Origin of the sequence: Shewanella sp. DAU305 (assembly GCF_026802235.1) — a bacterium.
In the GTDB taxonomy this organism is placed as follows: domain Bacteria; phylum Pseudomonadota; class Gammaproteobacteria; order Enterobacterales; family Shewanellaceae; genus Shewanella; species Shewanella baltica.
The window spans coordinates 2,960,324-2,986,568 of record NZ_CP113808.1 but is presented as its reverse complement, the minus strand read 5'-3'; the positions used below and the strand labels follow the sequence as shown (position 1 = coordinate 2,986,568).

Here is a 26,245-nt window from a genome sequence, read left to right as displayed (position 1 = left end):
TCGCGCTAATTCATCCTTTCGCTTTCACCCCACTCTCACGCTTTTCTTTACACTGTAAGGCTGCTAGGGACAGGGTTAATTTACCTGCTACGGCTCATTTTATGCCTATTTTCGACAGGTTTTTAGTAGGATGGTTACGTTAGGAAATAATCGTTTTTAATATCAAAATCGATCAAGACATCGACCACAAACATGCCCGCTGATTGTGCTGCTTGAATACCTGCTTTTGCATCTTCAAACACGATACAACGCTCAGGGGCAATCCCCATCAACTCGGCGCAGCGCAAAAACGTATCTGGTGCAGGTTTGGGCGCGACGACTTGATCGGCACCAACCACATGGTCGACTAGCTCGAGTAAGCCGCACAGGGTTAAAATCTCAACCGCTTCCTCAGTATATGCGCCTGTACCTACTGCCATAGGGCGCTTGCCCGTATTCTGCTTGGCAAATTCGGCTAAACGGGTTGGCTTAACATAGAGGTGCATGGTTTCACGAACCAAGGCTTCTTTATAGTCATTCATAGCTTCACATGTGGCGTTCGGTGTTACACCAAAATGAGCAATTAAGATTTTAAGGGTGCCAATTGTAGGCACGCCAGCCAAGGATCGCATTAATGCGCCATCAATAGGGATCCCAAAGTGGGTTAATGTTTGTCGCCAAGCCTGTTCATGCAACTGGCCGCTATCGACCAAGGTGCCGTCCATATCGAAAATAATGCCATCAAAATCTGCGTACATACTGCTTTCCCAACCTTTAAGACTGAAATAAATTGACCAGCTCAACTCGTCTGACGTAAACACATTAACGTGTACAAATTGAAAAGCCGCCCTGAGGCGGCTTTGCACTATTAGCTTGAGATTATAGTCCTCTTGCTAGACCGTAATATACGGAATTCTGGCGAAGCTCATTTTTAAACTGACGAATACGAGTATCAGCATCGATGATCACCAGTTCAGCCCCCGCCATTTCTGCAAAGTCGACTATATTGTCAGTGCTGATGGCTTGGCTATAAGCTGAGTGATGCGCGCCGCCCGCATGGATCCACGCTGCTGCAGCAATAGACAGATTTGGACGCGGCTCCCACAGTGCCGAGGCAACGGGCAGATTTGGCAATTCCTGTGGTGGTGTCACTGTATCTAATTCATTGAGAATAATACGAAAGCGGTTACCAAGATCGATAGTCGATACGTTAATGGCCGGTCCCGCTTTACCGGTAAATAGCAGACGCGGAACATCGCAGCGCACACCAATCGTATGACGGTGAACTTCTAAACGTGGTTTAGCGGCGGCAATTGACGGACACACTTCAAGCATGTGCGCGCCGAGCACTTGATCTGTCACGCCAAAGTTATAGGTGTAATCTTCCATAAATGAAGTGCCACCGGTGCGGCCTTGGCCCATCACTTTCATGATGCGTACCATAGCTGCGGTTTTCCAATCGCCTTCGCCGCCATAACCCATTCCGTTTGCCATCAAACGTTGTGTCGCTAGCCCAGGTAAACCCGTCATGCCAGTTAAGTTTTCAAAGCAGTTAGTAAAGGCACCAAACTCGCCATCTTTTAAGAATTGGGTTAAGCCCAGTTCGATTTGCGCTTCTTTTCTTAAACGGTCAAGTTGGTATTCATCGTTAAACAATTCATTACTAATGACATATTCGCTCGCGTAGCGGTCGATCTGAGCCGTGATATCATTTTCGCTAATGGCATTAATTGCATCATTTAGCTCACCTAAACTGTAGGCATGCACTTCGTAACCGAATTGAATCTGCGCCGCTACTTTATCGCCTTCGGTCACTGCCACTTGGCGCATGTTGTCGCCAAAGCGTGCAATACGAAGATTTTGGCTTTCGTTCCAACCGGCCGCAGCACGGCACCAATCGTCCACTTGGGCTTGTACATCGTTTGTTTGCCAATGACCTACTACCACTTTGCGCTCTTTGCGCATGCGGGTGCCGATATAACCAAACTCGCGGCAACCGTGGGCACTTTGATGGGTGTTCATGTAGTTCATGTTAATGTCGGCCCAAGGCAGCTCGGCATTAAACTGAGTATGCAAATGCATGAAGGGTTTGCTGAGTTCATTCAAACCCGCAATCCACATTTTAGCAGGCGAGAAAGTGTGCATCCACAGGATAACGCCTACACAGTTTTCATCACTGTTGGCCGCTTGGCAAACAGCATAGATTTCGCGGGGTGATTTAACCGTAGGTTTATAGACGACTTCCATTGAAATTGCGTCTGACTGATTAAAACCGTGGACAATTTGCTCACTATTTTTCGCCACTTGCTCCAACACTTTAGGCCCGTATAAATCCTGCGAACCGGTCACAAACCACACTTGCTTTTGTTTGAATGCTTTCATATTGTTCTCTACCCTATAAATTTGATGATACTGGTAACGTGAAACCGATTGATTTTATGCACTATTTACTTAGGGCACTGTTTTGGCCGTAATAGGCGTCTTTACCGTGCTTACGTAAGTAATGTTTATCAATAAGCTCTTGTTTTAATGGCGAGATATTTGGCGACAAGGTTTTGGTTAGATAAGCCATTCGCGCGATTTCTTCGAGTAATACAGCGTGATAAACCGACTTTGCCGCGCTGTCTCCCCAAGTGAATGGCGCATGCCCCGCTACGATTACCATAGGTGACTCGCTTGGATTTCTATCAGCAAAGCAATCGAGAATTTGTACGCCCGTTTCTTCTTCATAATCGCGGCTTATTTGGTCATCACGCATCACAGCAGTGCATGGGATCTCTCCGTAAACATAATCGGCTTGTGTGGTTCCCAAACAAGGAATGGCGATTTGCGCCTGCGCCCATGCAGTAGCATAAGTCGAATGTGTATGGGTGATGCCGCCAATACTCTGCCATTGACGGTATAAATAAGTGTGCGTTTTGGTGTCGGATGATGGACGTAAACGCCCTTCGACAATTTGATTTTCAAGATCGACGATAACAATATCTTCGATCTTGAGATCCTCATAGGGCACACCACTAGGCTTAATGCCAATTACACCGAGCCTGCGATCAACTTGCGACACATTACCAAAGGTGTAAGTCACTAAATTGCGCTTCTCAAGCTCCATATTGGCTTCATAAACTTCGCGTTTCAGTTCAAGAAATGACATGTTATTTGGCTCCATCAACATAATGCCCTAGGGCTAAATACGCTTGATAAAGCGCTTGGTATTTTTCAGCATTGGCAGGATTTGGCGCATAAGTTTTGGCGACATTAGAGGCCATCACGGCTTGCGCACTTAACACATCGGGATACACGCCTGCAGCGGTTGCGGCATAAATTGCGGCGCCCAAGGCACAGCTCTGCTCGCTTTCCAGTACGTCGATGTTGCAATTCCACACGTCAGCGCAGGTTTGCATGATGAAATCTGACTTTTTAGAGATACCGCCAATCGTGACGACTTGATCGATTCGCACGCCCTCTTCCTTGAAGCGTTCGATGATGGCTCTGGCTCCGTAGGCACTGGCTTCGACTAAGGCTTTAAACACTTGCGGTGCATGGCTGCCCATAGTGATGCCGCTGATCGCCATAGATACTGATTGGTCGGCATCCGGGGTACGACGACCGTTAATCCAATCAAGCGCGACGATACCAGTGTCACCCACTGGAATAGTCGCAGCAGCATTACCCAGCTCAGTTAAGGTTTCATCCTCGAGCTGTGCAATCAGTTTGGCTTTCACTTCCTCGTCAAATAACGCTGAAGTATTGATATTTTTAATTGGCCAAGTGGTGAGGTCCTTAAACCAAGCGTAGAGATCGCCAAAGGCTGACTGCCCTGCTTCAAGACCAATTAAACCTGGCATAACTGAGCCATCGACTTGGCCGCAAATGCCTTTAATACAGCGGGAGCCAATGTCTTCATAACTGGCAACTGTGATATCGCAAGTCGACGTGCCCATCACTTTGGTGAGTACGCCTTCCTTGACATTGGCCCCCACCGCACCCGCATGACAGTCGAACGCGCCGAACGACACGATAACGTTGGTTGATAGTCCTAGATTGGCGGCCCACTCGGGCGTTAAGGTGCCGCAGATTTTATCAGAGGTGCAGGTTTCAACGGGTAAGCGATCACGAATTCCGTCCAGTAATGGATCGATAGCAACAAAGAATTCATTAGGTGGGTAACCATTCCATGACTCGTGCCACATGACTTTGTGACCCGATGCGCAGCGACCCGCCTTGTATACCTTAGGGTGAGTTGTGCCTGTCATTAATGCTGTGATCCAATCACAGTGCTCAACCCAGCTGTAAGCTGCTTGTCTCACTTCAGTGTCATGGCGCAGCACGTAAAGTGCTTTGGCCCAGAACCATTCAGATGAGTAGATACCACCTTCATATTTTAAATAGTTCTCTTTGGCGACTGTAGACGCTGCGGTAATTTGCTGGGCTTCAAGAATCGCGCTATGGTCTTTCCACAGTAAAAACATCGCATTAGGATTAGACGAGAATTCTTCTTTTAGGGCTAATGCCACACCTGCTTCATCAACGGCAATCGGTGTTGAGCCGGTCGAGTCAAAGCTTAAACCACACACGTTTGCCGCTGCGCCTGCGGGTGCTTTAGCCCAAAGTCCTTGTACAACCTCAATTAAACTTTCAATGTAATCTAAAGGATGTTGCCTAAATTGATTTTTAGCAGGGACGCAATACAGTCCCTTTTTCCAACGTGGGTAGTACACCACATTGGTAGCAACTTCAGCGCCGCTTTGTGTATCAACCAATAACGCGCGAACAGAATCAGAGCCGTAATCCAGCCCTAACGCGTAAGACCCTAAAACATTAGACATTAGCATCCCCGTACATTGAACTCTGCAATCAGCCAAGTGATCACAAACATTGTGAATATCATTTAGTACTACAATACTACTATAGCTCAATGGTATTACAATATTATTTTTATCAAAGAGTGATAATTTTTTTAACATCAGCAACAAGTTTATCGAGGTAATTGTTTTATAACGATTTGCTGTTTCTGCTAAATAGCGATAAAAATGCATCGGCAGAAAATTCGAGAAGTGCTGAAAATCGGTGATTTGAGTTAGCGTGGTCAATTTGGTGATTGACATCGAGCGGATGAGTGAGAATAATACGCGGCAGGTTGCAGAGAAGCCTGTCCGCAAAAGATGATATCACTCTGATAAATTAATAGCGTTGCGAATCGATTTCATATCGAACCCACAGCAATCAAATAAGTTTGGCTTAGCGGAATGCCAATAAACTTAGGAGAATTGTTTGTGAAACATGCAATAGCCATCACTTTCAAGCCCGCCAGTATCACTTTCTGACATTGTGCCCTTGGCAGCCACAGAAACACCCTCCCACGGGAAATATCACTCAGGCTCTCAGTCAACAGAGTCCTTAGGTACGTTAGCTATCCCTACTTTGTATTTACGTTTTGCGTTACCCATGGCATTCGCCATGATGCTCAGCGGCAGTTACAACTTAGTCGACTCTTATTTTATTTTGAAATACATCGGCGCCGATGCATTGGCTGGGGTAACGATTGCCTTCCCGTTACAAATGATGATTTTCGCTTTAGCCTGCATGATAGGAAATGGGACTGCGACCTTAGTGAGCCGATTTTTAGGGGCAAACGAGTTTGATAAGGCGAGTCAAATCGCGAATACCGGTTTCGCGTTAGCCCTATGTTGCGGCGTGATCGTCACTGTCGTGTCACTCGCCCAGCTTAATAATTTATTAGCATTTACTGGGGTAAGCTCAACACTTGCCTTAGCTGCTACAGAGTATCTACAACCCATTATCTGTTTTAGTCTGTTCACCTTTTTGTTATCCCTTAGCGGCGATTTACTCAGAGCACAAGGCAAAGTCGTGGTGATGCTGCTGGTTATCTTGTTGTCGGCGGTAATGAACATCCTGTTCGATACACTCTTTATTTCCGTATTGGAGATGGGCGTGAGTGGTGCGGCGTGGGCAACGGTGGCGGGCCAATGTGTGAGCCTATTTATCGCCGTCGTCTATTTTGTCCCAAATAACCGCTTTGCCAATAAGCAGGCGCTTCATAAGCAAGCTGCCCAGCCTATTTGTTTTAGAAAAGAGCAAATAAAGCTCAACCTCACTGAGATAAAAGCGATTCTTGGCTTGGGTAGCCCAATACTATTGTCATATCTTGGGATTGCCTGCGTGATCTCATTGGTAAATCATATTTTAGTCAGTCATTTAGCCAATGTAGTGCCCAATACGCCAGCGGCGAATGAGGTCGCGTACATGATCAGCGCTTATGGTTTGATCGGCCGCTTTAATATCTTTATCGCCCTGCCGCTCATGGCTCTCACCAGTGCAGCACAAACGATCAGTGCCTATAACTATGGGGCGATGGCATCATCTCGGGTGTTAGCGTGTGCTAAATGGGGAATCGTCTTGACCTGCTGTTATCTAAGTGTTGTGACAATCATATTTATGGGGTTTCCCACCTCGGCATTTGGTGTTTTCACCGATAATTACTCACTCATTGCCGCCTGTATTAAGATTTCGAGTGTGACGTTTATCGCCTTACCTTTGGCGGGGATCACAGGTATTGCGATTGCGGTGTATCAAGGCACAAACCGCCCTAAGCTTGCATTGCTATTATCTGGGATAAAAATCTATGGTTTGTTATTGCCCCTGCTGGTCCTGTTACCTCAACTATCCTTTACAGATATTTCATTTATCACAGGTGCATTAAACATTAATATCATGCGAAACGCTTTGATTGAGTTATGGATGGCCTTTCCAATTGCGGACATCTTAGCTTGTCTCTTGAGTTTATTGATCATCAGTATTTGGCCTTTCATTCACGTGCCGCAAGCAAATCGAGTCAGTCATGGAGGTAATGCAAAATGAAGTTAGCCAATATGAAAGACTCAAGCGCCATCGCATTAAATGAAACCAAAATTCGCGCTAAAAAGCTGCTCAAAGCTTGTCAGCAGGATGAGCTGCCAGCCAAGCAAAGAGTCACAACCTTAATGGCGAAGTTGGGCATCTTACACTCAGATCTCCAGTTAAAGCATTGCCAACAAGTGATTGCTCGTGAGCTAGGTTCTATCGATTTTTATCATTGCCAGCGAGTCCTGTCGGGTCAAGCCATACTCGGGGATGATTGGGGAAACTTATTCCACACTAAGCAATGCGAGACGCTACTCAATCATTGGTTTACTGGCTATTTAGCCGCCCGTGATTTTAATGCACAAGCTGAAGGCACATTGTTACTCCCCTACAAGAAGCAGTTTTTTGTGGTGGAGCGGCAGGATAACTGTAATGCGCTGAATTTGTCGATAATTTCGCAGCAGGTGGATAACGCCGGCGAACCGACTATCCTGAGGGATCTGGTGAGTAGTTATGCTAATGCAGACTGGCACGCCTTTGCGCTGGCCATGATCCAACACAAACTACCCAAAGTGTAATGATGGCTGAGATTGTCAGTGCATCATCTTGAATGAGAAAATCTAGAGTTAAATGACAAAAACCAACAAGGCCATCAGTGTTGATGACCTTGTTGGTGAAATATGCTGGAGGCACTGCGTTTCGAATCAGAAATTCAAGGCTAGAATAGCTAAAATGCAAAAAGCCGCTAATTACTTAGCGGCTTTTTGACTGAATATGGCGGAGGAGTAGGGATTTGAACCCTAGGTGGGCTATAAACCCACGCCGGTTTTCAAGACCGGTGCATTAAACCACTCTGCCACCCCTCCGAACGAGGCGCATAATATAAGTAAGTGTGTTGACTGTAAAGCACTAACTCTCAATTATGCGCCGATTGTTGCTATTACACTCAATCCGCTGGATTTTGCTTCACATCGGCCACTATGCCAACACGTGCGGGATCTGGCTTAGTGAAATGTTTGGCAAAATCGTCCCACCCTTGTTGGCTCTTCAGCACATAGCCGACCACAACTAAGATAGCGCAACATAGGATGCCCCAACCGATCGCTACTTCACCTAGGCTTGCCCACATAGCAACTAAGCTAGATGCACCGAAGGCAATGCTGATCTGCAAAAAGTTCTGTAATCCTGCGGCCTTAGCGGCATTCTGACTAAACTGCTGTAGCGCGCTGTTCACGACTATCGGGTAAATGGCGCCATTAGCTGCGGCCAAAATCGAGAACGAAATAAGCAGTGGGAAAATCGTGCTTGCTGGGAAAATCAGCGTGAACATGATGATCGAAATAACGCAGGCTGCGAAAATCGACAACAAGATATTCAGTGTTTGATGCCCGCCAATGCGTTTTATCAGTAACTTACTCGCATAACCACCGACAATAAACATGATGGTTTGCGGGATAAAGCTAAGGCCGATTTCAGTTGGCAGATAACCGTGCATTTCCATCACAATCGGCCATACGGTTAGATAAGCAAAGAAAGCACCGGAACAGGCGCCGAAGATCACGACGTTGCCTAAATAGCGGGTGTTTTTCAAAATTTGCCCATAAGATACCGCAGCATGTTCACTGTGTGTATGCTGACGCTTGCCTGGCACAAAGTACAATGTCATCAATATCAGTAGAAAAGCGATAACACACAAAGAGATAAAGATTGCACGCCAGCCTAATTCGTTCAGAATGTAAGCGCCAAGGATCGGCGCTAATGCAGGCGATAATGCGACCAGTGGCATAATGTTACTGAAAATACCCTGTGCTTTATCGGCATCATATTGCTCAACCACAATCGCTTGCCAAATAACCCCTGCACTACAGGCGCCAATCGCTTGGAAGAAGCGCGCGGTATTGAGCATTAGGATAGAATCACTGTTGGCAATAAACACGCTGGCAACGGCAAATAGCACTAGGCCAAAAATCAGTGCCCAACGTTTGCCGATTTTATTGACTAAGGGGCCATAAAGTAGCTGACCTAAGGCAAGACCCGCCAGGAAACAGGTCAGCGACATCGCCACCTGTGATGGGGTACTGTTAAGTGAGCCTTCAATTGCTTTGAAAGCAGGCAAATACATGTCAGTGGCAATAAAGCCGAGCATGCTCAACATGGCTAAATAGAATAGAAACATAAAGAACTTTATGTTTACAAAGGTGTTACTAGACGTTTTCATAAAATAATCGGGTCGGATTGACTAAAGCGTGCAGTCTAATGACTTGTTAAATTTATTGGAAACGTTTATTTTTGACTTGTGCTATCAATTATTTTCATTGGAACGGACGTCAGCTATGCTCTCAGAACAAGCGCTAGAACTCATAGATATTGTGGCTCGTGTAGGAAGTTTCACCGCGGCGGCGAATCGGCTGCATAAAGTGCCCTCTGCCGTGAGCTATGCGGTCAAGCAAATAGAAGAAGAACTCGGCGTCATTCTTTTCGAACGTCACCATCGCAGCGTAACCTTAACGCCTGCGGGTGAACATTTTATTAAGCAAGCCAGAACCTTGCTTACGCAGATGGACGAGATGAAGCGTGGCACGCAGCGCGTAGCCAACGGTTGGCAACCGACCTTGTCCATCGCGCTGGATAATATCGTCCGTGCCGATAGGATCAGCGTATTGATTGCTGACTTCTATCGGCATTTCCATGATATTGAATTGATTATTCGCATTGAGGTCTTTAACGGCGTTTGGGAAGCACTTGCCACGGGCCGCAGTGACATTGCAATTGGTGCAACAACCGCAATTCCAGTCGGCGGCGTGTACCAATATAAAGACATGGGCGATATTGAGTGGGCATTTTTAGTTAGCAAAAATCATCCATTGGCCAATATTGACCGCCCGCTCAGCGACGATGAACTGCGCCCTTTCCCCTCGATTTGTCTAGAAGATACCTCGCGGGAAATCCCCAAACGCATGACCTGGCTGCTCGAAAATCAACGCCGCCTCGTTGTACCCGATTGGATCCGCGCCATTAACTGTTTCCGCGAAGGTTTAGGCGTTGGTTATATGCCAGTGCACTTAGCAAGTGTGTTTATTAAAGCGGGTGCGCTGGTTGAGAAACAGCTAGAAAATCCGAAACAGACCAGCCCTTGTTGCCTCGCGTGGAATGCCGACAAGATGTCGCCTGCGCTCGCTTGGGTGCTGGAATATCTGGGCGATACTGAAAAATTGCATAAAGAGTGGCTGGCTTAAGCTTGGTTTAAACTCAATATGCTGATCTAGTCCTTATACTTGGCATGGAAATTAGCATTGGACTTGTCTTTGAAATAGGCATTGAAATTAACATTGAACTTGAAATTTGCTGTAAGTGCACCTAAGTTCAGCAGGCCTATTTATCAAGCCAATTAAGTTTTAACCAAGCATTCATGTGCTTAGTGGATAAAGATACTGATGCAGCCATCTCAATCCTAAACGTTTAGCACTTAAGATTGATATGGGAGATGAGGCAAAATTTTTAAGATTAACAATTTGTTATTCATGGTTCTATGACTTTCACCCGTATCTCAGGTACGGTATCATGAATGCAGTTAAGTTCGTTTTAGGATTTTACGGGAACTTAGTGTGCTGTAAAAAATCAAAATGATCAGTTTGGAAATGTGTCAACGGAGATCAACATGACCCAAGAAACCTTATATTCGACAAGTGCGTCAACACTGGAAGTGAACAAACTTCTTAAAAACACTTATATGCTGTTGTCTATGACATTGGCCTTCTCTGCTCTGTGCGCTGGCTTGGCAATGGCATTAAATATCAGTCCATTACTCTCCATTGGCTTATCCATTGGTGGCCTAGTGCTGTTGTTTGTGACCTTACGTAAAGCCGAGTCTGCAGCGGGTATCTTCTGGGTATTTGCCTTTACTGGTATGGAAGGCGCGTCACTGGGCTACATGTTAAATCACTATGCAGGCATGGCAAACGGTCCACAGCTGATCATGCAAGCACTGGGGTTAACGTCAGTGATTTTCGTTGCCTTATCAGCCTATGCAGTGACAACTAAGAAAGATTTCTCTTTCCTACGTGGGTTCTTGTTCGCTGGCTTGATTGTGGTGATTGCCGCTGCCGTAATTAACATCTTTATGGGTAACAGCATTGCCTTTATGGCGATTAACGCCGGTATTGCATTATTGATGACAGGTTTTATCCTGTTTGATACTAGCCGAATTGTGAACGGTGGCGAGACGAATTACATTCGCGCAACTATCTCATTATACTTAGATTTCTTAAACCTCTTCATCGCGCTGTTGCACCTTATGGGCATAGGCAACGATGACTAATCCTAGTTAGCGATTTTTAGCTTAACTTGCGTTAGAATGGCCCTACTTTTAGGGCCATTTTTATTTTAAATGAGCAAATTTATTATCCAAGTGAACGGGCCCGCTTATGGCACGTCGGCGAGTGTTAACGCCTTACGCTTTTCCCAAGCTGCACTTTTGGCTGGGCATCAGATTATCTGTGTGTTTTTTTATCAAGACGGCGTGTATAACTCCACAGATTTAAGCTTACCCGCCTCCGATGAAAACGATGTGATCAGTGACTGGAAACAGCTCGCGCAATCCCATCAGCTCCCGTTAGTCAATTGCGTTTCAGCAGCGCTGCGCCGTGGGATTTTAAGCAAGCAAGATGCCAGTGAGAATGGCCTAAGCCACTGGAATGTGGGCGAGTCATTTATCATGGGCGGTTTAGGCGAGCTTGTCACCGGCATTGAATCGGCCGATCGTTTGATCAGTTTTTAACTTTCAGGGTGACTATGAAAAAATTGTGTATTCTATTTCGCTGTTCGCCACACGGTACTGTTCGTGGCCGCGAAGGTTTAGATCTCGCCCTGCTGAGCGCCAGCTTTGAGCAAGAAGTGAGTTTAGTCTTTGTCGATGAAGGTGTGCTGCATTTGATTAAAGATCAACAGCCTGAGCTTATCGGCGCTAAAGATTACATCTCCACCTTTAAAGCACTGCCGCTGTACGATATCGAGTCGGTATTTGTCTGTAAGCAATCCTTAGCCGACTACGGCTTAAGCCATGGCTTACTGTCAGTTCCTGTTACTGTGGTCAACGATGAGGCCATCGCTGCCCATTTAAAACAGGTGGATGAGGTCTTAGTATTCTGATGATTTTACATCATATTCAAACATCTCCCAGCCGAGATAGTGCGTTGAAACTCTGCTTACGTTACGCCTGTAAGGAAGATGCGATTCTACTATCGAGCGATGGCGTGAACGCGTTACTGCTGCGTCAATGGGCAATGGCATTATCGCCCTTCAAGCTCATGGTCTTAAAAGACGATGTCGTCGCACGCGGCCTATCTGAGCGTTTAAAGAACGTGACGCTTATCGATTACAATGAGTTTGTGGCTCAATCATTACTCCATGACAAGGTGATAACGTGGTAAATCCATTGCAATTTAATGGCGCAGAAATCGCCCGTGACCATCAAGGTTATTTAAAAGATCTCAACGATTGGCAACCAGATATGGCTTTACTATTGGCGGCAGAAGAGCAAATCGTGCTTACGCCCGCCCATTGGGAAGTGATTAACTTTGTTCGCGATTTTTATCTTGAATACAAAACGAGCCCTGCTATTCGCGTATTAGTCAAAGCTATTGGCCAAGCTTTAGGGCCAGACAAAGGCAATTCAAAATACTTATATACCTTGTTCCCTATTGGCCCTGCAAAACAAGCGACCAAAATTGCAGGCCTGCCAAAGCCAGCTAAATGCATTTAATCGTATAGGTTAAGTCATCACACTTAACTCAATATCGAACGTAAGCGTCAAATGTGAGCATTGAACATAAACATGGCACAAACAAAAAAGGCATGTTCCCTTGGGAAACATGCCTTTCTTTTTACTTGAACAAAGTTAATAGGGTTATTTGACGTTTTCTAACACAACCCAGACGGCTTTGCCTATGGTCGCCAACATCACCGCAAAAAATACAGCAATGACAGCGGTATAGGAAAGCCAACGGAGATAGCGCTGGCCTTTATCCATAGTATTATTTTGCGTTCCATTAGCCTATTTGAGTCAAGCCGCCCATGTATGGACGCAGCACTTCTGGGATTGTGATACTGCCATCGGCATTTTGATAGTTTTCTAAAATAGCGACTAAGGTACGACCCACAGCTAAACCGGAACCGTTTAAGGTATGCAGTAACGCGGGCTTATTGTCTGCTTTCACGCGGTAGCGCGCTTGCATACGACGGGCTTGGAAATCCTTCATGTTTGAGCAAGAAGAAATTTCACGATAAGTGTTTTGTGCAGGTAACCAGACTTCGATGTCGTAGGTTTTGCTTGAGCCAAAGCCCATATCGCCAGTACATAAAATCACAGTACGGTACGGTAGACCTAAACGTTGCAATACCGTTTCAGCATGACCTGTTAGCGCTTCGAGCGCCGCCATTGAATCTTCTGGCTTAACGATTTGCACCATTTCAACTTTATCGAACTGATGCTGACGGATCAGACCGCGAGTGTCTTTGCCGTATGAGCCCGCTTCGCTGCGGAAACATGCGGTATGCGCGGTTAATTTAATCGGCAGCTCGTCTTCATCAACAATGCTATCGCGCACTAAGTTGGTTAATGGCACTTCGGCCGTTGGGATCAAGCTCAAACCCTGACCTTCTTCGGTGGCAGGTTTCGTGTGGAACAAGTCTTCACCAAACTTAGGCAGTTGACCTGTGCCCAGCAAGCTTGCCTCGTTAACCAGTAACGGCACATAGGCTTCGGTATAACCGTGCTCTGTGGTGTGCAAGTCCAGCATGAACTGACCAATGGCGCGGTTTAAGCGAGCAACTTGGCCTTTCATCACGATGAAACGTGAGCCAGTTATTTTCACTGCATTTTTAAAATCTAAACCGTTTAAGCCTTCGCCTAAATCGATATGATCTTTAATTGGGAAATCAAACGTGCGTGGCGTACTCCAGCGGCGAACTTCAACGTTCTCCGTTTCATCGGCACCGATTGGCGCGGATTCGTCTGGCAGGTTGGGCATTGACATGGCAATGGCATTGACTTCTTCAAGCACGGCCGCCAGTTCAATCTTTTTGGCATCCAGCTGTGAACCTAAATCGCCCACTTGCGCCATGATCGCTTCAACATCTTCACCACGGGCTTTAGCTTGGCCAATGGATTTGGAGATGGCATTACGCGACGCTTGTAATTCTTCGGTAGTCACTTGCAGTGACTTACGCTTTTCTTCTAATTGAGTGAGGTGAGCTATGTCTAAAATAAAGCCACGGGTGGCCAGTCGCTCAGCGGTAACTTCTAATTCGTTGCGCAAAAATTTAGGATCTAACATGTGATATATTCTTAATAGTTAAATGCGAGAAAAAACCAGTTGCTGACCTAAGTACACCATGAATAAACATAGACTTAGATTCAACACCACATTCAAAGTCGCCTTCAGCCAATCCCCTTCTTGCAACAGCAATAAGGTTTCATTAGAGAAAGTCGAAAACGTTGTCAAAGCGCCCAACAGGCCGATACCGATCAGCGCTTTGAGTTCTGGGCTGATATGACTCATTTGCCCCAGTGCGTAAATTACGCCCATTAAAAATGAACCGAGGACATTAACCAACAGTGTACCAAAAGGAAAACTGCTGCCAAATACTTGGATCATGAATATTGAAATAAGATAGCGAAAAACAGCCCCAATTGAACCACCTAGCGCCACAAGTAAGAAATTATTCATATCTTTTATGCTCGCTGGCTTGATCTAACTGGGCTAATTGCGCCAACTTATCTTTGATTCGCTTCTCGAACCCTCGCTCAGTCGGAAAATAAAACTGCGCTGTTTGCAGGGATTCTGGGAAATAATTTTCACCACTGGCATAGGCATTGGCTTCATCGTGGGCATATCGATACCCTGCTCCCATGCCAATGTCTTTCATTAACTGAGTCGGTGCATTGCGTAAATGGTGCGGTACTTCGACTTGCCCAGTATCGCGAGCTAACTCACGCGCGGCCTTAAATGCGGTATAGACAGCATTGCTCTTTGGCGCGCTGGCAAGATAAACAATGGCTTGCGCTATTGCTCGCTCGCCTTCGGCTGGGCCAACACGGTGAAAACAATCCCAAGCATTAAGCGCTATGGTCATCGCCGCAGGATCGGCATTGCCGACATCTTCAGAGGCAATCGCCAGTAAGCGCCTTGCGACATACAGCGGATCGCCGCCGCCTTCTAATATTCGACAAAACCAATACAGCGCCGCATCGGGTGCTGAACCGCGGATTGATTTATGGACGGCTGAGATTAAATCGTAAAACTGATCGCCGTTCTTATCGAATCCGGCAACTTGGTGCCCCGCCACTTGGATCAACATCTCAGTGGTAAAGGTGCCGCCATCGACGAGCATATCGCTCATCAACTCAATAAGATTTAAAGCCTTACGGGCATCACCATCACAAAGTTGCGCCAGAGTGGTGAGTACATCGGTTGGCATCACAAATTGGCGTTGGCCTAAGCCGCGCTCGGTATCGCTTAAGGCTTGAGTCACTATATGGGCAATCTCATCATGGCTTAAGCGCTTGATAAGATAAACCCGTGCCCGCGAGAGCAAGGCATTGTTGATTTCAAAGGATGGGTTTTCAGTGGTCGCACCGATAAAAATCACAGTGCCATCTTCAATAAATGGCAGAAAGGCATCCTGCTGGCTTTTATTGAATCGGTGGACTTCATCGACAAACAATAACGTGCGTTGACCACGGGATTCAGCCACGGCTTTCGCTTGCTCAATCGCTGCGCGAATATCTTTGACGCCAGAGGTGACCGCAGAGATGCGTTCAACGTGCGCATTTGAATAATGTGCAATTAATTCGGCTAAGGTCGTTTTACCTGTGCCCGGCGGCCCCCACAACATCATGGAATGGGCGCGCCCCGCTTCCAATGCTTTGCGTAGCGGCTGGTCTTCACCCAGTAAATGGGCTTGGCCTATGTACTCAGCGATCGTTCTTGGCCGCATGCGTGCGGCCAAGGGACGAAAGTCGGGGGCGAAATTAAAGGATAAACTGCTCACGCTATCGCCTAGTGCGCTGTTTTACGACGTTGATCATCAACATCGACATTATCAGGCAGCACAAAGCTGAACAGCGCTTTGTCTTTATCAGTAATCGCTTGCTGATTGCTCAAATCAAATTGGCTCAAATTACCTTTGTCATCGGCAACATTAAAGTTGGCTAACTGGGCATTTTTGAAACACACCTTGACAGACAAAATACCCGAATCAATCGCCTTAGGTTTGATCTCATAGCAGTCTTGTTGCTTAGTGACTGAATACTGTGACCAAGTGGCATCGTCGCGGTGGACTAACAAGGCGATAGGCGAAGCATTAATGGCCTCGGCAAAATCCATGATGACCACTTCTTCGGCGAAGGGATTGTAGATCCATAAATCTTTACCATCGGCGACAATTTGCGATTCATCGGGCTGAGTTAAATGCCAATAAAACTGATTTGGATAGGCCAATGCAAAGATACCAGAACCCGTCTGAATGACCTTTTTATTGACGTCAGTGACGGTTTGTTTGAAATCGGCTTTTAGTGAAGCAGTACCAATTAACTTGTCTCTTAACTGCTGCGCATCATCGGCAAACACAGTCGCGCTAAATAGTAAAGGTGAAGCTAACAACACAGCGCATAATCGTTTTTTCATTTTATTCCTTACCCTGTAAAACCCTTGGGTGTATCAAAGCCACGCCTTAGCGCGGCTTAATAATGTTTTGGTGCCGGCGGCGCTAAGACTTCACGGTTACCGTTGTGGCCTTGAGCCGAAACGATACCTTGGGCTTCCATCTGTTCAATAATGCGCGCTGCACGGTTATAACCAATCTTAAATTTACGCTGTACGCTTGAAATCGAGCCGCGACGGGTTTCAGTCACAAAGGCGACGGCTTCATCGTAGAGTGGATCATATTCTTCATCGGTTTCTGCGGTTTCACCCGGTAGTAAGACTTGCTCACCATCGCTGGCACCATTGAGAATTTCATCGATATATTGCGGTTTACCACGGGCACACCAATCGGCAACAACGCGGTGAACTTCATGGTCATCAACAAAGGCGCCATGGACACGGTTTGGAACCGCGGTACCCGGTGGTAGGAATAACATATCCCCCATACCGAGTAAGGTTTCAGCACCCTGTTGGTCTAAAATGGTGCGCGAATCGATACGCGATGATACTTGGAACGCCATACGTGTCGGAATGTTAGCTTTAATCAAGCCAGTAATCACATCCACTGACGGTCTTTGGGTTGCTAGGATCAAATGTATGCCTGCGGCACGGGCCTTTTGCGCGATACGGGCAATCAACTCTTCCACTTTTTTACCGACAATCATCATCATGTCGGCAAATTCATCGACCACGACAACAATCGATGGCAGCTTATCTAACGCAGGCGCTTCAGGCTCCATGCTGTCGGATGACTTCCACATAGGATCTAAAATCACTTCGCCATTGGCTTTCGCCTCGGCAATTTTGGCGTTATAGCCCTTGATGTTACGCACGCCCATCATAGACATTAGCTTGTAGCGACGTTCCATCTCGCCCACACACCAACGCAGTGCATTGGCGGCCTCTTTCATATCGGTAACCACTTCACAGAGCAAATGCGGAATGCCTTCATAGACAGACAGTTCCAACATCTTGGGGTCGATCATGATAAAGCGCACATCTTCTGGGCCAGACTTATACAGTAAGCTGGTGATCATCACGTTTACGCCCACAGACTTACCAGAACCTGTGGTACCGGCAACTAATAAATGCGGCATTTTTCCAAGGTCAACCACGACTGGGTCGCCGGCAATATCTTGGCCTAACACCATAGTTAAGTTGGATTTACTGTCGGTAAAGGCGGCGCAATCTAACACATCGCGCATAAACACGGTTTCGCGGAATTTGTTCGGCAATTCGAGTCCGACATAAGCCTTGCCTGGGATAACTTCAACCACGCGCACACTTTCAGCCAGCAGTGAACGGGCTAAATCCTTCGACAGATTAGAGATTTTTGACGCTTTAACGCCAGGCGCTAATTCTAATTCGAAGCGCGTGATCACAGGACCTGGATACACACCCACCACATTGGCGATGATGTTGAAATCGGCTAACTTCACTTCAACTAGACGAGCGACTTGATCTAACTCTTCTGGGCTGATCGGGTTTTTCTTACGATCTGGCACATCAAGCAAATTGATACTGGGTAACGGGTCCATTGGTTTTTTTGGCGCGGGTTTATCTTCTTGTCCCGGTAACACCACAATGCCATCCACAATCTTCGCTTTTTGATCTTGCTTCTTACGCTGGGCTTGATTCACGGCGCCCGTTGAGGCTTTTGTATCAAAATCAATGACGTCATCATCGGTAAAGCCTAAGCTTTCATCGTCATCTTCCGCCAAGGTTTGGCTGTTAAACACTGGCTCATTGTCGTCGTGATCGAATGAATGAGAATTGAAATCGGCTCTTTCTTGCTCATCATTTCTTGCATGTTGAGGTTCAGCTAACCAAGGTGGCGCTTCAAAATTGCCATGGGCGGCAAAATCCTCTTGATCGATTTGAGGCTCAACCCTTTGTGCATTTTTGCTTTTACTGCCATTCAAACTCAAAATTTTTGCAAGGGCCGATAGCTTGGTTTTTTGCGGCGCAACTTCTTCAATATTAATGCTTTCGGTAATAAACCCTTCATCTGCGGCAGTAGACAGGGTTGGGGTTATTTCGGCTCTGCGGCCAATATGACGTTCACGCACCTTTGGCGTTGCAACGACTGGCGGCTTCTCAAGCACGTATTGTGATTCGCGGCGCTGTTTAAACTTATCAACCACAGACATAAAACCACGGGTATCTTCGGTTTCACGCTCACGTTTCATCGCTTGCGGTAATAATTTAAGTTTCTTATAAATCCAAATAGAGATTAAGCCGATTTTCTCGACCACGGTCAGCCAGCTGATCCCCGTCAACAGGGTAAAGCCAGAACCTAAGAAGCACAGCAGCAATAAGGTGGTGCCGAGTTTATTAAAATACGGCAGCATGGCTTGGCCGATCACATCGCCCGCCACCCCGCCTGCCGAAAACTCGTAGATATTGTTGGCGTTCATACTCGCCAACGCAGAAAACCCAAGGATGATCAGCAAAAATCCAATCAATCTCAGGGCCACTGAAAAGTAATCAACTTCGAGCAAATGATGGGCGCGTTTGAACAGCAGCCAGCCGGTCGACGCGACAATGATTGGCATGATGTAAGCCGTGACGCCGAAGAAATATAACAGAATATCGGCTATCCAAGCCCCTACTGCTCCGGTCCAGTTTTTAATATCGCCTTGAAAATGCGACTGACTCCAACCAGGATCAGACGGACTAAAACTCGTCAATGCGAGTAAAATATAAGTGGCGAGGACACAACAAATGATAAGTCCGCCTTCCAGCAGACGTTGCAGGCCAGTGAGCGTGCGTACACTATTTCCTTGAGACAAACGACGTAATCCATAAAAAGTGAAAACAGGTGGCCTAACGATACCAGAATCCCACTAAATGTGGAGCACATTAGCCTGTTTTTCTGTGCAGAATTGGCCATGATTGGCAAAAATTAACCTATTGGGGTGTTTAAGTGTGCTTTTGGAGAGGAATGAGTTATTACACAAACACTTCCGTTAACAACTCTGCTTAAAAATGCCACAAAAATAAGCCCCTAAGTTGGCGAACTTAAGGGCTATAACAAGGTTAGTCGTCGTAGTTGTTTAACGGGATAGTTGTGCTGACTTAAACAATAAATAAGGGGCCTAAGCCCCTTATTGTAAAACCAAACAATCAGGGTAATTTAGATATCTGAGAGTAGATGATTTATCGCTACGCGACTGGTGTGTTTAACCTCTTCCATCACGACATAAGTGCGCGTGTCGGAAACAGAAGGTAATTTCAACAAGGTTTCACCTAACAAGCGACGATAAGCCGACATATCTGAAACACGAGTTTTCAGTAAGTAGTCAAAATCGCCTGAAACCAGATGACATTCTTGAATGTCGTCGAGTAACTGCACTGCACGGTTAAACTTATCAAACACTTCGGGAGTATCACGGCTTAAGGTGATTTCCACGAATACCAGTAGGGATGCACCCAGGAAATGAGGATTGACCAATGCGGTATAGCCATTGATATAACCTTGCTTTTCGAGTCGTTTCACTCTTTCTAAACACGGAGTTGGACTAAGTCCGACTCTTTTTGATAATTCCACATTAGAAATGCGGCCATCAAGTTGTAATTCGTTAAGAATGTTGCGATCGATGCGATCCAAGTCTTTTACAGGACTCTTTTTATTATATGCCATTTATTTAACCTTGCTTTATCACTAAAACAACATTTTATTCTACGTATGCCGAAAGTTCAGCAGCATAAACTGCGTCGCCGATACTATACTAGATATCCCTGAATTAATCACGTTCAGGTCACGATAAAATAACAATTATGCCCATTAAAAGTGGGTTTTCAGGCAATTGAGGCTCAAAGATGATTATTGGTGTTCCCAAGGAAATTAAAAACCACGAATATCGTGTCGGTATGGTTCCTTCTAGTGTTCGCGAGTTAGCGATCAAAGGTCACGAAGTTTTTGTAGAAACAAATGCTGGCACAGGTATTGGTTTTTCAGATCAAGATTATATTGATGCTGGCGCCACAATTTTAGCGACTGCTGCTGAAGTTTTTGCTAAAGCGCAGATGATTGTAAAAGTAAAAGAGCCTCAAGCAGTTGAACGCGCTATGTTGCGTCACGATCAGATTTTATTTACTTATCTGCATCTTGCGCCAGATTTACCGCAAACTGAAGATTTAATTAAAAGTGGTGCCGTATGTATCGCTTACGAAACTGTGACTGACGACCGTGGTGGCCTGCCCTTACTTGCCCCAATGTCAGAAGTTGCTGGCCGTATGTCTATCCAAGCTGGCGCTATGGCATTAGAGAAATCATCTGGTGGTCGCGGTATGTTACTGGGCGGCGTACCAGGGGTTGAACCAGCTAAAGTCGTCATTATTGGTGGCGGCATGGTTGGTACTAACGCAGCGCAAATGGCTGTTGGTTTAGGCGCTGATGTTGTAGTACTTGATCGCAGTATTGATGCACTACGTCGCTTAAATGTGCAATTCGGCTCTGCCGTAAAAGCCATTTACTCTACTGCTGATGCGATTGAACGTCATGTTATTGAAGCCGATCTTGTGATCGGTGGCGTACTGATCCCAGGTGCTGCGGCACCTAAATTGGTTACCCGTAGCATGATTTCACGTATGAAGCCGGGCAGTGCCATCGTTGACGTAGCAATCGATCAAGGCGGCTGTGTTGAAACGTCACACGCAACGACTCACCAAGATCCGACTTATATCGTTGACGATGTTGTGCATTACTGTGTGGCGAACATGCCAGGTGCGGTTGCTCGCACTTCCACTTTCGCACTTAACAATGCAACGCTACCGTATATTCTTAAGTTAGCTAACTTAGGCTATAAAGAAGCGCTGTTGCAAGACAAGCACTTACTCAATGGCTTAAACGTGATGCACGGTAAAGTGGTCTGTAAGGAAGTGGCTCACGCCCTGAACTTAGCGTTCACCTCTCCAGTTACATTACTGGCATAAGCATTTAATTAGCTTAAGCTTTCGGTGGAACATTGCGTTTGCTTCACCTAGCAAATGATCCAAATCGGCCTCGACTCTGTTGAGGCTGATTTTTTATTGGCCAGAACCAAAGCTCAAGCATGCGAATCGATAATCTCCCGTATCCAAACTTGTCTCGTGCTTTCGTTAGTGATGCCCTCTCAAGCTGTTTATTTGGCCGTAGTAAAGTAAAAATGACACTCTGAATACCAAAGCGCACTGACTCGATTAGCGCAATCTAAAAGAATCGCCCTCCAACACTTTACCCCCACAGGTAAATTCCCTACAATCCTTGCAATTTGCTAAAGGCACGGAGATAAAAATGAGCCAGGTCAGACATTGTAACTTATTGATTTTGGGTTCAGGCCCAGCAGGATATACCGCAGCCGTTTATGCTGCGCGTGCTAATTTAAAACCTGTGATGATCACAGGTATGCAGCAAGGTGGTCAATTAACCACTACGACTGAAGTTGAAAACTGGCCAGGTGACGCGGATGACTTAACTGGTCCAGCGTTGATGGAACGTATGCAGAAGCATGCTGAAAAGTTCGATACTGAAATCTTGTTCGATCACATCAACGAAGTGACCTTAACCGAGCGCCCTTTCCGTTTGAAAGGCGATAACGGCGAGTACACCTGTGATGCGCTGATCATCGCAACTGGCGCTTCTGCCCGTTACTTAGGATTAGAGTCAGAAGAAGCATTCAAGGGCCGCGGTGTATCAGCCTGTGCGACCTGTGATGGTTTCTTCTATCGCAATCAAAAGGTCGCTGTGATCGGTGGCGGTAACACTGCCGTTGAAGAAGCATTGTACTTAAGCAATATTGCCGCTGAAGTGCATCTGATCCACCGTCGTGACAACTTCCGCTCAGAAAAAATCTTAATCGACCGTCTGATGGACAAAGTTGCCAATGGCAACATCATCCTTCATTTAGATCAAACCATGGATGAAGTGGTTGGTGATGCTATGGGTGTAAACGGCCTGAAGATGAAGAGCACTAAAGATGGCTCAATCACTGACTTAGCCGTTGCTGGTGTGTTCGTCGCGATTGGTCACAGCCCTAATACCGGTATTTTTGAAGGCCAGTTGGAAATGAACCACGGTTATTTAAAAGTACAGAGCGGTTTGCAAGGTAACGCCACGCAAACCAGTATCGAAGGTGTTTATGCTTGTGGTGATGTGATGGACCAACATTATCGTCAAGCGATTACTTCTGCGGGCACAGGCTGTATGGCCGCACTCGATGCAGAGCGTTATTTAGACGCTAAGAAGTAACTAGACTCAATTTTTCAACGAATAGCAGGCTTAGCCTGCTATTTTTTTAGCCCAAAATCCTTAAGCGATTACAAAAAATTTTGTGAGTTTTCCAATCAGTACTGTTCACGCGTGCACATGTTTTTCCTTCACGATGCTTAATCTTGTACCAGTCAGATGAGCGCTTATAAGTGTTTAGGTAAATAACATCATTGGGTTAAGTCAAAAATGGCGCACAAAAAAAGGGACCAAATGGTCCCTTCTCTACAGCAACAAACTAATTTCTTAGTTTAACGCTTCTTTTGCTTTTTCAACTAAAGTTGCAAATACAACTTTGTCGAATACAGCGATGTCAGCCAAAATCTTACGATCGATTTCGATAGACGCCTTTTTCAGACCGTTGATGAAACGGCTGTAAGACAGACCATTTTGGCGAGCGGCAGCATTAATACGTGCAATCCAAAGTTGACGGAATTGACGTTTTTTCTGACGACGGTCACGATAAGCATATTGACCAGCTTTAGTTACTGCTTGAACAGCAACACGGTAAGTACGGCTACGAGCGCCATAATAACCTTTAGCTAGTTTTAAAACTTTCTTGTGACGAGCACGAGCGGTTACACCACGCTTAACTCTTGGCATTTTCTAAACTCCTAAATTAAGCGTAAGGTAATTGACGCGCGATTGCTGGAACGTCAGCTTTTGATACTAAACATTTGGCACGTAAGTGACGTTTACGTTTAGTGCTTTTTTTCGTCAAAATGTGACGTAAGTGTGCTTGCTTGCGCTTGAAACCATTAGCGGTTTTCTTAAAACGCTTCGCTACACCCTTGTCTGTTTTCATTTTAGGCATTTCTAAAACTCCGCATTGGGATGTTTAATAAAAAGCAAGGCGAGCAAAGGCCATAGACCTTTGCTACTTTAAGTTTTGCCCTACTTATTTCTTTTTAGGCGCTAGCACCATAATTGCTTGTCGGCCTTCCATTTTCGGGAAAGATTCAACAACCGCATACTCGTCCAAATCAGCCTTGATACGGTTCAATAGATCCATACCCAGGTTTTGGTGTGCCATTTCGCGACCTCGGAAACGTAGCGTAATCTTCGCTTTGTCCCCGTCTTCCAGAAAACGTATCAGGTTGCGTAGTTTTACCTGATAGTCGTTTTCGTCAGTTCCAGGACGGAATTTAATTTCCTTGACCTGAACCTGCTTTTGCTTCTTCTTTTGTTCCTTGGCTGACTTAGCCTTATCAAAAAGGAACTTACCGTAGTCCATAATGCGACATACTGGAGGTTCAGCATTTGGGCTGATTTCTACCAGGTCTACACCTGCTTCATCTGCCAAATTCTGAGCATCTCTGATGCTTACCACACCAATAGCTTCACCATCAATGCCAGTTAAGCGTACTTCAGGTACACCTGTGATTTCTTCATTGATTCTATTAGGGGCCGGCTGACGCCCTGCTGTTTTTTTGATCTTTATGACCTATTCCTCCAACAATTTGAGACTACGGAGCGAAATCTGTTGATGGATTTTAGTGGCGAAATCTTCAAGTCGCATCTTACCTAAATCGATACCATCACGGGTACGCACCGCTACTTCCTTATTTTCCATTTCTTGATCGCCAACGACCAACAAATAAGGGACACGCCTTAAGGTGTGTTCGCGTATTTTAAAGCCTATTTTCTCATTCCTCAAGTCAAAAGACGCTCGAATACCTTGTTCTTTGAAGAATTTTACGACTTCTTCAACATAATCAGCCTGTTTATCAGTGATATTCATCACGACAACTTGCATTGGGGCTAACCAAGTTGGGAAACGTCCTGCATATTCTTCTATCAAGATACCCAAGAATCGTTCCAAAGAGCCTAAAATGGCACGATGGATCATCACTGGGGTCTGACGGCTATTATCTTCGGCAACGTAAGTTGCACCAAGACGGCTTGGCAACGCATAATCGAGCTGCACAGTACCACATTGCCACGCACGGTCCAAACAATCGTGTAAAGTAAATTCGATTTTTGGTCCGTAGAACGCGCCTTCACCTGGCAAAATGGTGAATTCAATATTATTGTCACGCAGAGCTTGCTTAAGCGCTTCTTCCGCTCTGTCCCACATCGCATCGTCACCGATACGTTTTTCTGGGCGAGTCGACAGTTTCACCACTATATTTTCAAAGCCGAAGGTGGCGTATGTATCGTAAACCATCTGGATACAAGCACTCACTTCCTCTTGAACTTGGCTGTCAGTACAGAAAATATGCGCGTCATCTTGGGTAAAGCCACGTACGCGCATTAATCCGTGTAACGAACCAGAAGGTTCATTACGGTGACAGCAACCAAACTCAGCCATACGTAATGGCAGGTCGCGGTAAGATTTCAACCCTTGGTTGAAGATCTGCACATGGCCTGGGCAGTTCATTGGCTTGATAGCATATTCACGGTTTTCGCTGCTGGTCGTGAACATGGCTTCTGAGTATTTATCCCAGTGACCAGAACGTTCCCACAACACGCGGTCCATCATTAATGGACCTTTTACTTCTTGGTAAGTGTATTGGTTTAACTTACGGCGAATGAATCTTTCTAATTCGAGGAAGATGCTCCAACCGTCGTTGTGCCAGAACACCATACCCGGTGCTTCTTCTTGCATATGATACAAGTCGAGCTGCTTACCGATTTTACGGTGGTCACGCTTAGCCGCTTCTTCAAGACGGGTTAAGTGTGTGCTCAAAGCTTTTTTGTCAGCCCAAGCAGTACCATAGATACGTTGCAACATCTTGTTTTCTGAGTTGCCACGCCAGTAAGCGCCAGCAATGCTCATTAATTTGAAATGTTGGCAGAAACGCATGTTAGGTACGTGCGGTCCACGACACATGTCTGTGTATTCTTCGTGATGATACAGCGCAGGCGTCGCGTCTTTGCTGATGTTTTCATCCAGAATGGCAATCTTATAATCTTCGCCACGCGCCGCGAATGTATCGCGCGCTTCTTGCCAGCTAACCACACATTTTACTACGTCATAGTTAGTTTTGGCCAGTTGAAGCATGCGCTTTTCTAAGGCGTCGATGTCATCTTGAGTCAACTTGTGCTCAAGGTCGATATCATAGTAGAAGCCGTTATCGATAACTGGACCAATCGCCATCTTGGTTTCTGGCCACATTTGCTTAATCGCGTGACCTAATAAATGCGCGCAAGAATGGCGAAGAATTTCAACACCTTCTTCGTCTTTGGCGGTAATGATTGATAGTTCTGCATCGGTTTCAATGAGATCGCAAGCATCTTTTAATTCGCCATTAACGCGGCCAGCGATACAAGCTTTCGCTAAACCAGGGCCAATATCGGCGGCAACATCGAGGGTCGATACAGCATGAGCAAACTCGCGTTTGCTACCATCGGGAAGTGTAATTACAGGCATGAAATGTCCTTTCCAGTGGTGACCCACACGTAGGGCCACTTGGTTTTAGTTAATGTAAGAGAAATGCTCGCTAGGTTA

The 26,245-nt window shown here is 45.9% G+C and carries 26 protein-coding genes and 1 tRNA gene; 10 read left to right on the top strand and 17 right to left on the bottom strand.

Annotated elements, in window-relative coordinates; genetic code table 11:
- Positions 1 to 134 precede the first annotated feature (134 nt).
- The 4 genes from OX890_RS12590 to OX890_RS12575 form a co-directional block, all read right to left on the bottom strand.
- Complete coding sequence (locus OX890_RS12590) at positions 135 to 737, bottom strand: beta-phosphoglucomutase family hydrolase (protein ID WP_126491923.1); 603 nt, start codon at positions 735 to 737, stop codon at positions 135 to 137.
- A gap of 121 nt (positions 738 to 858) precedes the next feature.
- The gene (araA, locus tag OX890_RS12585) at positions 859 to 2,361 is read right to left on the bottom strand and encodes an L-arabinose isomerase (RefSeq protein ID WP_126491922.1); all 1,503 of its coding nucleotides are present in this window, start codon (positions 2,359 to 2,361) and stop codon (positions 859 to 861) included.
- A 61-nt stretch (positions 2,362 to 2,422) separates the two neighbouring features.
- Complete coding sequence (locus OX890_RS12580) at positions 2,423 to 3,130, bottom strand: L-ribulose-5-phosphate 4-epimerase (protein WP_126491921.1); 708 nt, start codon at positions 3,128 to 3,130, stop codon at positions 2,423 to 2,425.
- A 1-nt stretch (position 3,131) separates the two neighbouring features.
- Positions 3,132 to 4,805, bottom strand: a complete 1,674-nt coding sequence (locus OX890_RS12575; RefSeq protein WP_126491920.1) for a ribulokinase — start codon at positions 4,803 to 4,805, stop codon at positions 3,132 to 3,134.
- Positions 4,806 to 5,313: 508 nt separating this feature from the next.
- Between OX890_RS12575 and OX890_RS12570 the strand changes: the two genes are divergently transcribed.
- Both OX890_RS12570 and OX890_RS12565 read left to right on the top strand, forming a co-directional pair.
- On the top strand, positions 5,314 to 6,858 hold the full coding sequence (locus tag OX890_RS12570) for an MATE family efflux transporter (protein ID WP_268649322.1): 1,545 nt from the start codon (positions 5,314 to 5,316) through the stop codon (positions 6,856 to 6,858).
- The gene (locus tag OX890_RS12565) at positions 6,855 to 7,418 is read left to right on the top strand and encodes a hypothetical protein (RefSeq protein WP_268649321.1); all 564 of its coding nucleotides are present in this window, start codon (positions 6,855 to 6,857) and stop codon (positions 7,416 to 7,418) included. The genes OX890_RS12570 and OX890_RS12565 overlap by 4 nt, the downstream gene beginning before the upstream one ends.
- A 197-nt stretch (positions 7,419 to 7,615) precedes the next feature.
- Here OX890_RS12565 and OX890_RS12560 read toward each other — a convergent pair.
- Positions 7,616 to 7,706 (bottom strand) — tRNA-Ser (locus tag OX890_RS12560).
- Between the two features lie 80 nt (positions 7,707 to 7,786).
- A complete protein-coding gene (gene punC, locus OX890_RS12555) occupies positions 7,787 to 9,058 on the bottom strand; it encodes a purine nucleoside transporter PunC (protein ID WP_012197176.1) in 1,272 nt (423 codons plus the stop codon).
- A 115-nt stretch (positions 9,059 to 9,173) separates the two neighbouring features.
- On the opposite strand from punC, the gene punR reads away from it, so the two are divergent.
- The 6 genes from punR (at position 9,174) to OX890_RS12525 (ending at position 12,601) form a co-directional block, all read left to right on the top strand.
- A complete protein-coding gene (gene punR, locus OX890_RS12550) occupies positions 9,174 to 10,076 on the top strand; it encodes a DNA-binding transcriptional activator PunR (protein ID WP_012197177.1) in 903 nt (300 codons plus the stop codon).
- 422 nt (positions 10,077 to 10,498) lie between these two features.
- On the top strand, positions 10,499 to 11,158 hold the full coding sequence (locus tag OX890_RS12545; RefSeq protein WP_006081638.1) for a Bax inhibitor-1/YccA family protein: 660 nt from the start codon (positions 10,499 to 10,501) through the stop codon (positions 11,156 to 11,158).
- 69 nt (positions 11,159 to 11,227) lie between these two features.
- Positions 11,228 to 11,617: a sulfurtransferase complex subunit TusD gene (gene tusD, locus OX890_RS12540; RefSeq protein WP_006087499.1), complete on the top strand. Its 390-nt coding sequence runs from the start codon at positions 11,228 to 11,230 to the stop codon at positions 11,615 to 11,617.
- Between the two features lie 14 nt (positions 11,618 to 11,631).
- Entirely contained in the window at positions 11,632 to 11,988 is a 357-nt protein-coding gene (gene tusC / locus OX890_RS12535) for a sulfurtransferase complex subunit TusC (protein WP_063882974.1), read from the top strand.
- On the top strand, positions 11,988 to 12,269 hold the full coding sequence (gene tusB, locus OX890_RS12530; protein ID WP_006081641.1) for a sulfurtransferase complex subunit TusB: 282 nt from the start codon (positions 11,988 to 11,990) through the stop codon (positions 12,267 to 12,269). Before tusC ends, tusB begins: the two co-directional genes overlap by 1 nt.
- On the top strand, positions 12,263 to 12,601 hold the full coding sequence (locus OX890_RS12525) for a TusE/DsrC/DsvC family sulfur relay protein (RefSeq protein ID WP_006081642.1): 339 nt from the start codon (positions 12,263 to 12,265) through the stop codon (positions 12,599 to 12,601). The genes tusB and OX890_RS12525 overlap by 7 nt, the downstream gene beginning before the upstream one ends.
- Before the next feature lie 144 nt (positions 12,602 to 12,745).
- Here OX890_RS12525 and OX890_RS12520 read toward each other — a convergent pair whose 3' ends face one another.
- The 7 genes from OX890_RS12520 to lrp form a co-directional block, all read right to left on the bottom strand.
- Entirely contained in the window at positions 12,746 to 12,868 is a 123-nt protein-coding gene (locus tag OX890_RS12520) for a hypothetical protein (protein WP_006081643.1), read from the bottom strand.
- 19 nt (positions 12,869 to 12,887) lie between these two features.
- Positions 12,888 to 14,174 (bottom strand): serine--tRNA ligase, encoded by a 1,287-nt coding sequence (serS, locus tag OX890_RS12515; RefSeq protein WP_268649320.1) that lies wholly within the window; start codon positions 14,172 to 14,174, stop codon positions 12,888 to 12,890.
- A gap of 18 nt (positions 14,175 to 14,192) precedes the next feature.
- Positions 14,193 to 14,567, bottom strand: a complete 375-nt coding sequence (gene crcB, locus OX890_RS12510; RefSeq protein WP_242326350.1) for a fluoride efflux transporter CrcB — start codon at positions 14,565 to 14,567, stop codon at positions 14,193 to 14,195.
- Positions 14,560 to 15,891, bottom strand: a complete 1,332-nt coding sequence (locus tag OX890_RS12505) for a replication-associated recombination protein A (RefSeq protein WP_242326352.1) — start codon at positions 15,889 to 15,891, stop codon at positions 14,560 to 14,562. Before OX890_RS12505 ends, crcB begins: the two co-directional genes overlap by 8 nt.
- Before the next feature lie 8 nt (positions 15,892 to 15,899).
- Positions 15,900 to 16,526 (bottom strand): outer membrane lipoprotein chaperone LolA, encoded by a 627-nt coding sequence (gene lolA / locus OX890_RS12500; protein WP_259504819.1) that lies wholly within the window; start codon positions 16,524 to 16,526, stop codon positions 15,900 to 15,902.
- A gap of 56 nt (positions 16,527 to 16,582) precedes the next feature.
- Complete coding sequence (locus OX890_RS12495) at positions 16,583 to 19,336, bottom strand: DNA translocase FtsK (RefSeq protein WP_107947542.1); 2,754 nt, start codon at positions 19,334 to 19,336, stop codon at positions 16,583 to 16,585.
- A gap of 344 nt (positions 19,337 to 19,680) precedes the next feature.
- Entirely contained in the window at positions 19,681 to 20,187 is a 507-nt protein-coding gene (gene lrp, locus OX890_RS12490; protein ID WP_006081649.1) for a leucine-responsive transcriptional regulator Lrp, read from the bottom strand.
- 179 nt (positions 20,188 to 20,366) lie between these two features.
- Between lrp and ald the strand changes: the two genes are divergently transcribed.
- Complete coding sequence (ald, locus tag OX890_RS12485; RefSeq protein WP_107947544.1) at positions 20,367 to 21,482, top strand: alanine dehydrogenase; 1,116 nt, start codon at positions 20,367 to 20,369, stop codon at positions 21,480 to 21,482.
- Between the two features lie 340 nt (positions 21,483 to 21,822).
- Positions 21,823 to 22,776, top strand: a complete 954-nt coding sequence (gene trxB / locus OX890_RS12480; protein ID WP_107947545.1) for a thioredoxin-disulfide reductase — start codon at positions 21,823 to 21,825, stop codon at positions 22,774 to 22,776.
- A 264-nt stretch (positions 22,777 to 23,040) separates the two neighbouring features.
- Here the strand turns inward: trxB and rplT are convergent, their stop codons facing one another.
- The 4 genes from rplT to thrS all read right to left on the bottom strand — a co-directional run bounded on the left by rplT (position 23,041) and on the right by thrS (position 26,167).
- Positions 23,041 to 23,397 (bottom strand): 50S ribosomal protein L20, encoded by a 357-nt coding sequence (rplT, locus tag OX890_RS12475; protein ID WP_006081652.1) that lies wholly within the window; start codon positions 23,395 to 23,397, stop codon positions 23,041 to 23,043.
- Positions 23,398 to 23,413: 16 nt separating this feature from the next.
- The gene (rpmI, locus tag OX890_RS12470) at positions 23,414 to 23,608 is read right to left on the bottom strand and encodes a 50S ribosomal protein L35 (RefSeq protein WP_006081653.1); all 195 of its coding nucleotides are present in this window, start codon (positions 23,606 to 23,608) and stop codon (positions 23,414 to 23,416) included.
- An 84-nt stretch (positions 23,609 to 23,692) separates the two neighbouring features.
- Positions 23,693 to 24,235, bottom strand: a complete 543-nt coding sequence (gene infC / locus OX890_RS12465) for a translation initiation factor IF-3 (protein ID WP_012089240.1) — start codon at positions 24,233 to 24,235, stop codon at positions 23,693 to 23,695.
- A 3-nt stretch (positions 24,236 to 24,238) separates the two neighbouring features.
- Positions 24,239 to 26,167 (bottom strand): threonine--tRNA ligase, encoded by a 1,929-nt coding sequence (gene thrS / locus OX890_RS12460; protein ID WP_107947547.1) that lies wholly within the window; start codon positions 26,165 to 26,167, stop codon positions 24,239 to 24,241.
- Positions 26,168 to 26,245 lie beyond the last annotated feature (78 nt).

What these genes read in the sequence shown, in the direction of transcription:
- punC (WP_012197176.1), bottom strand. Translation starts at nt 9,058, where the DNA reads ATGAAAACGTCTAGTAACACCTTTGTAAACATAAAGTTCTTTATGTTT.
- rplT (WP_006081652.1), bottom strand. Translation starts at nt 23,397, where the DNA reads ATGCCAAGAGTTAAGCGTGGTGTAACCGCTCGTGCTCGTCACAAGAAA.
- tusD (WP_006087499.1), top strand. Translation starts at nt 11,228, where the DNA reads ATGAGCAAATTTATTATCCAAGTGAACGGGCCCGCTTATGGCACGTCG.
- OX890_RS12590 (WP_126491923.1), bottom strand. Translation starts at nt 737, where the DNA reads ATGTACGCAGATTTTGATGGCATTATTTTCGATATGGACGGCACCTTG.
- OX890_RS12565 (WP_268649321.1), top strand. Translation starts at nt 6,855, where the DNA reads ATGAAGTTAGCCAATATGAAAGACTCAAGCGCCATCGCATTAAATGAA.
- OX890_RS12580 (WP_126491921.1), bottom strand. Translation starts at nt 3,130, where the DNA reads ATGTCATTTCTTGAACTGAAACGCGAAGTTTATGAAGCCAATATGGAG.
- lolA (WP_259504819.1), bottom strand. Translation starts at nt 16,526, where the DNA reads ATGAAAAAACGATTATGCGCTGTGTTGTTAGCTTCACCTTTACTATTT.
- OX890_RS12545 (WP_006081638.1), top strand. Translation starts at nt 10,499, where the DNA reads ATGACCCAAGAAACCTTATATTCGACAAGTGCGTCAACACTGGAAGTG.
- crcB (WP_242326350.1), bottom strand. Translation starts at nt 14,567, where the DNA reads ATGAATAATTTCTTACTTGTGGCGCTAGGTGGTTCAATTGGGGCTGTT.
- serS (WP_268649320.1), bottom strand. Translation starts at nt 14,174, where the DNA reads ATGTTAGATCCTAAATTTTTGCGCAACGAATTAGAAGTTACCGCTGAG.
- punR (WP_012197177.1), top strand. Translation starts at nt 9,174, where the DNA reads ATGCTCTCAGAACAAGCGCTAGAACTCATAGATATTGTGGCTCGTGTA.
- rpmI (WP_006081653.1), bottom strand. Translation starts at nt 23,608, where the DNA reads ATGCCTAAAATGAAAACAGACAAGGGTGTAGCGAAGCGTTTTAAGAAA.
- thrS (WP_107947547.1), bottom strand. Translation starts at nt 26,167, where the DNA reads ATGCCTGTAATTACACTTCCCGATGGTAGCAAACGCGAGTTTGCTCAT.
- OX890_RS12520 (WP_006081643.1), bottom strand. Translation starts at nt 12,868, where the DNA reads ATGGATAAAGGCCAGCGCTATCTCCGTTGGCTTTCCTATACCGCTGTC.
- tusB (WP_006081641.1), top strand. Translation starts at nt 11,988, where the DNA reads ATGATTTTACATCATATTCAAACATCTCCCAGCCGAGATAGTGCGTTG.
- trxB (WP_107947545.1), top strand. Translation starts at nt 21,823, where the DNA reads ATGAGCCAGGTCAGACATTGTAACTTATTGATTTTGGGTTCAGGCCCA.
- OX890_RS12575 (WP_126491920.1), bottom strand. Translation starts at nt 4,805, where the DNA reads ATGTCTAATGTTTTAGGGTCTTACGCGTTAGGGCTGGATTACGGCTCT.
- araA (WP_126491922.1), bottom strand. Translation starts at nt 2,361, where the DNA reads ATGAAAGCATTCAAACAAAAGCAAGTGTGGTTTGTGACCGGTTCGCAG.
- ald (WP_107947544.1), top strand. Translation starts at nt 20,367, where the DNA reads ATGATTATTGGTGTTCCCAAGGAAATTAAAAACCACGAATATCGTGTC.
- tusC (WP_063882974.1), top strand. Translation starts at nt 11,632, where the DNA reads ATGAAAAAATTGTGTATTCTATTTCGCTGTTCGCCACACGGTACTGTT.
- lrp (WP_006081649.1), bottom strand. Translation starts at nt 20,187, where the DNA reads ATGGCATATAATAAAAAGAGTCCTGTAAAAGACTTGGATCGCATCGAT.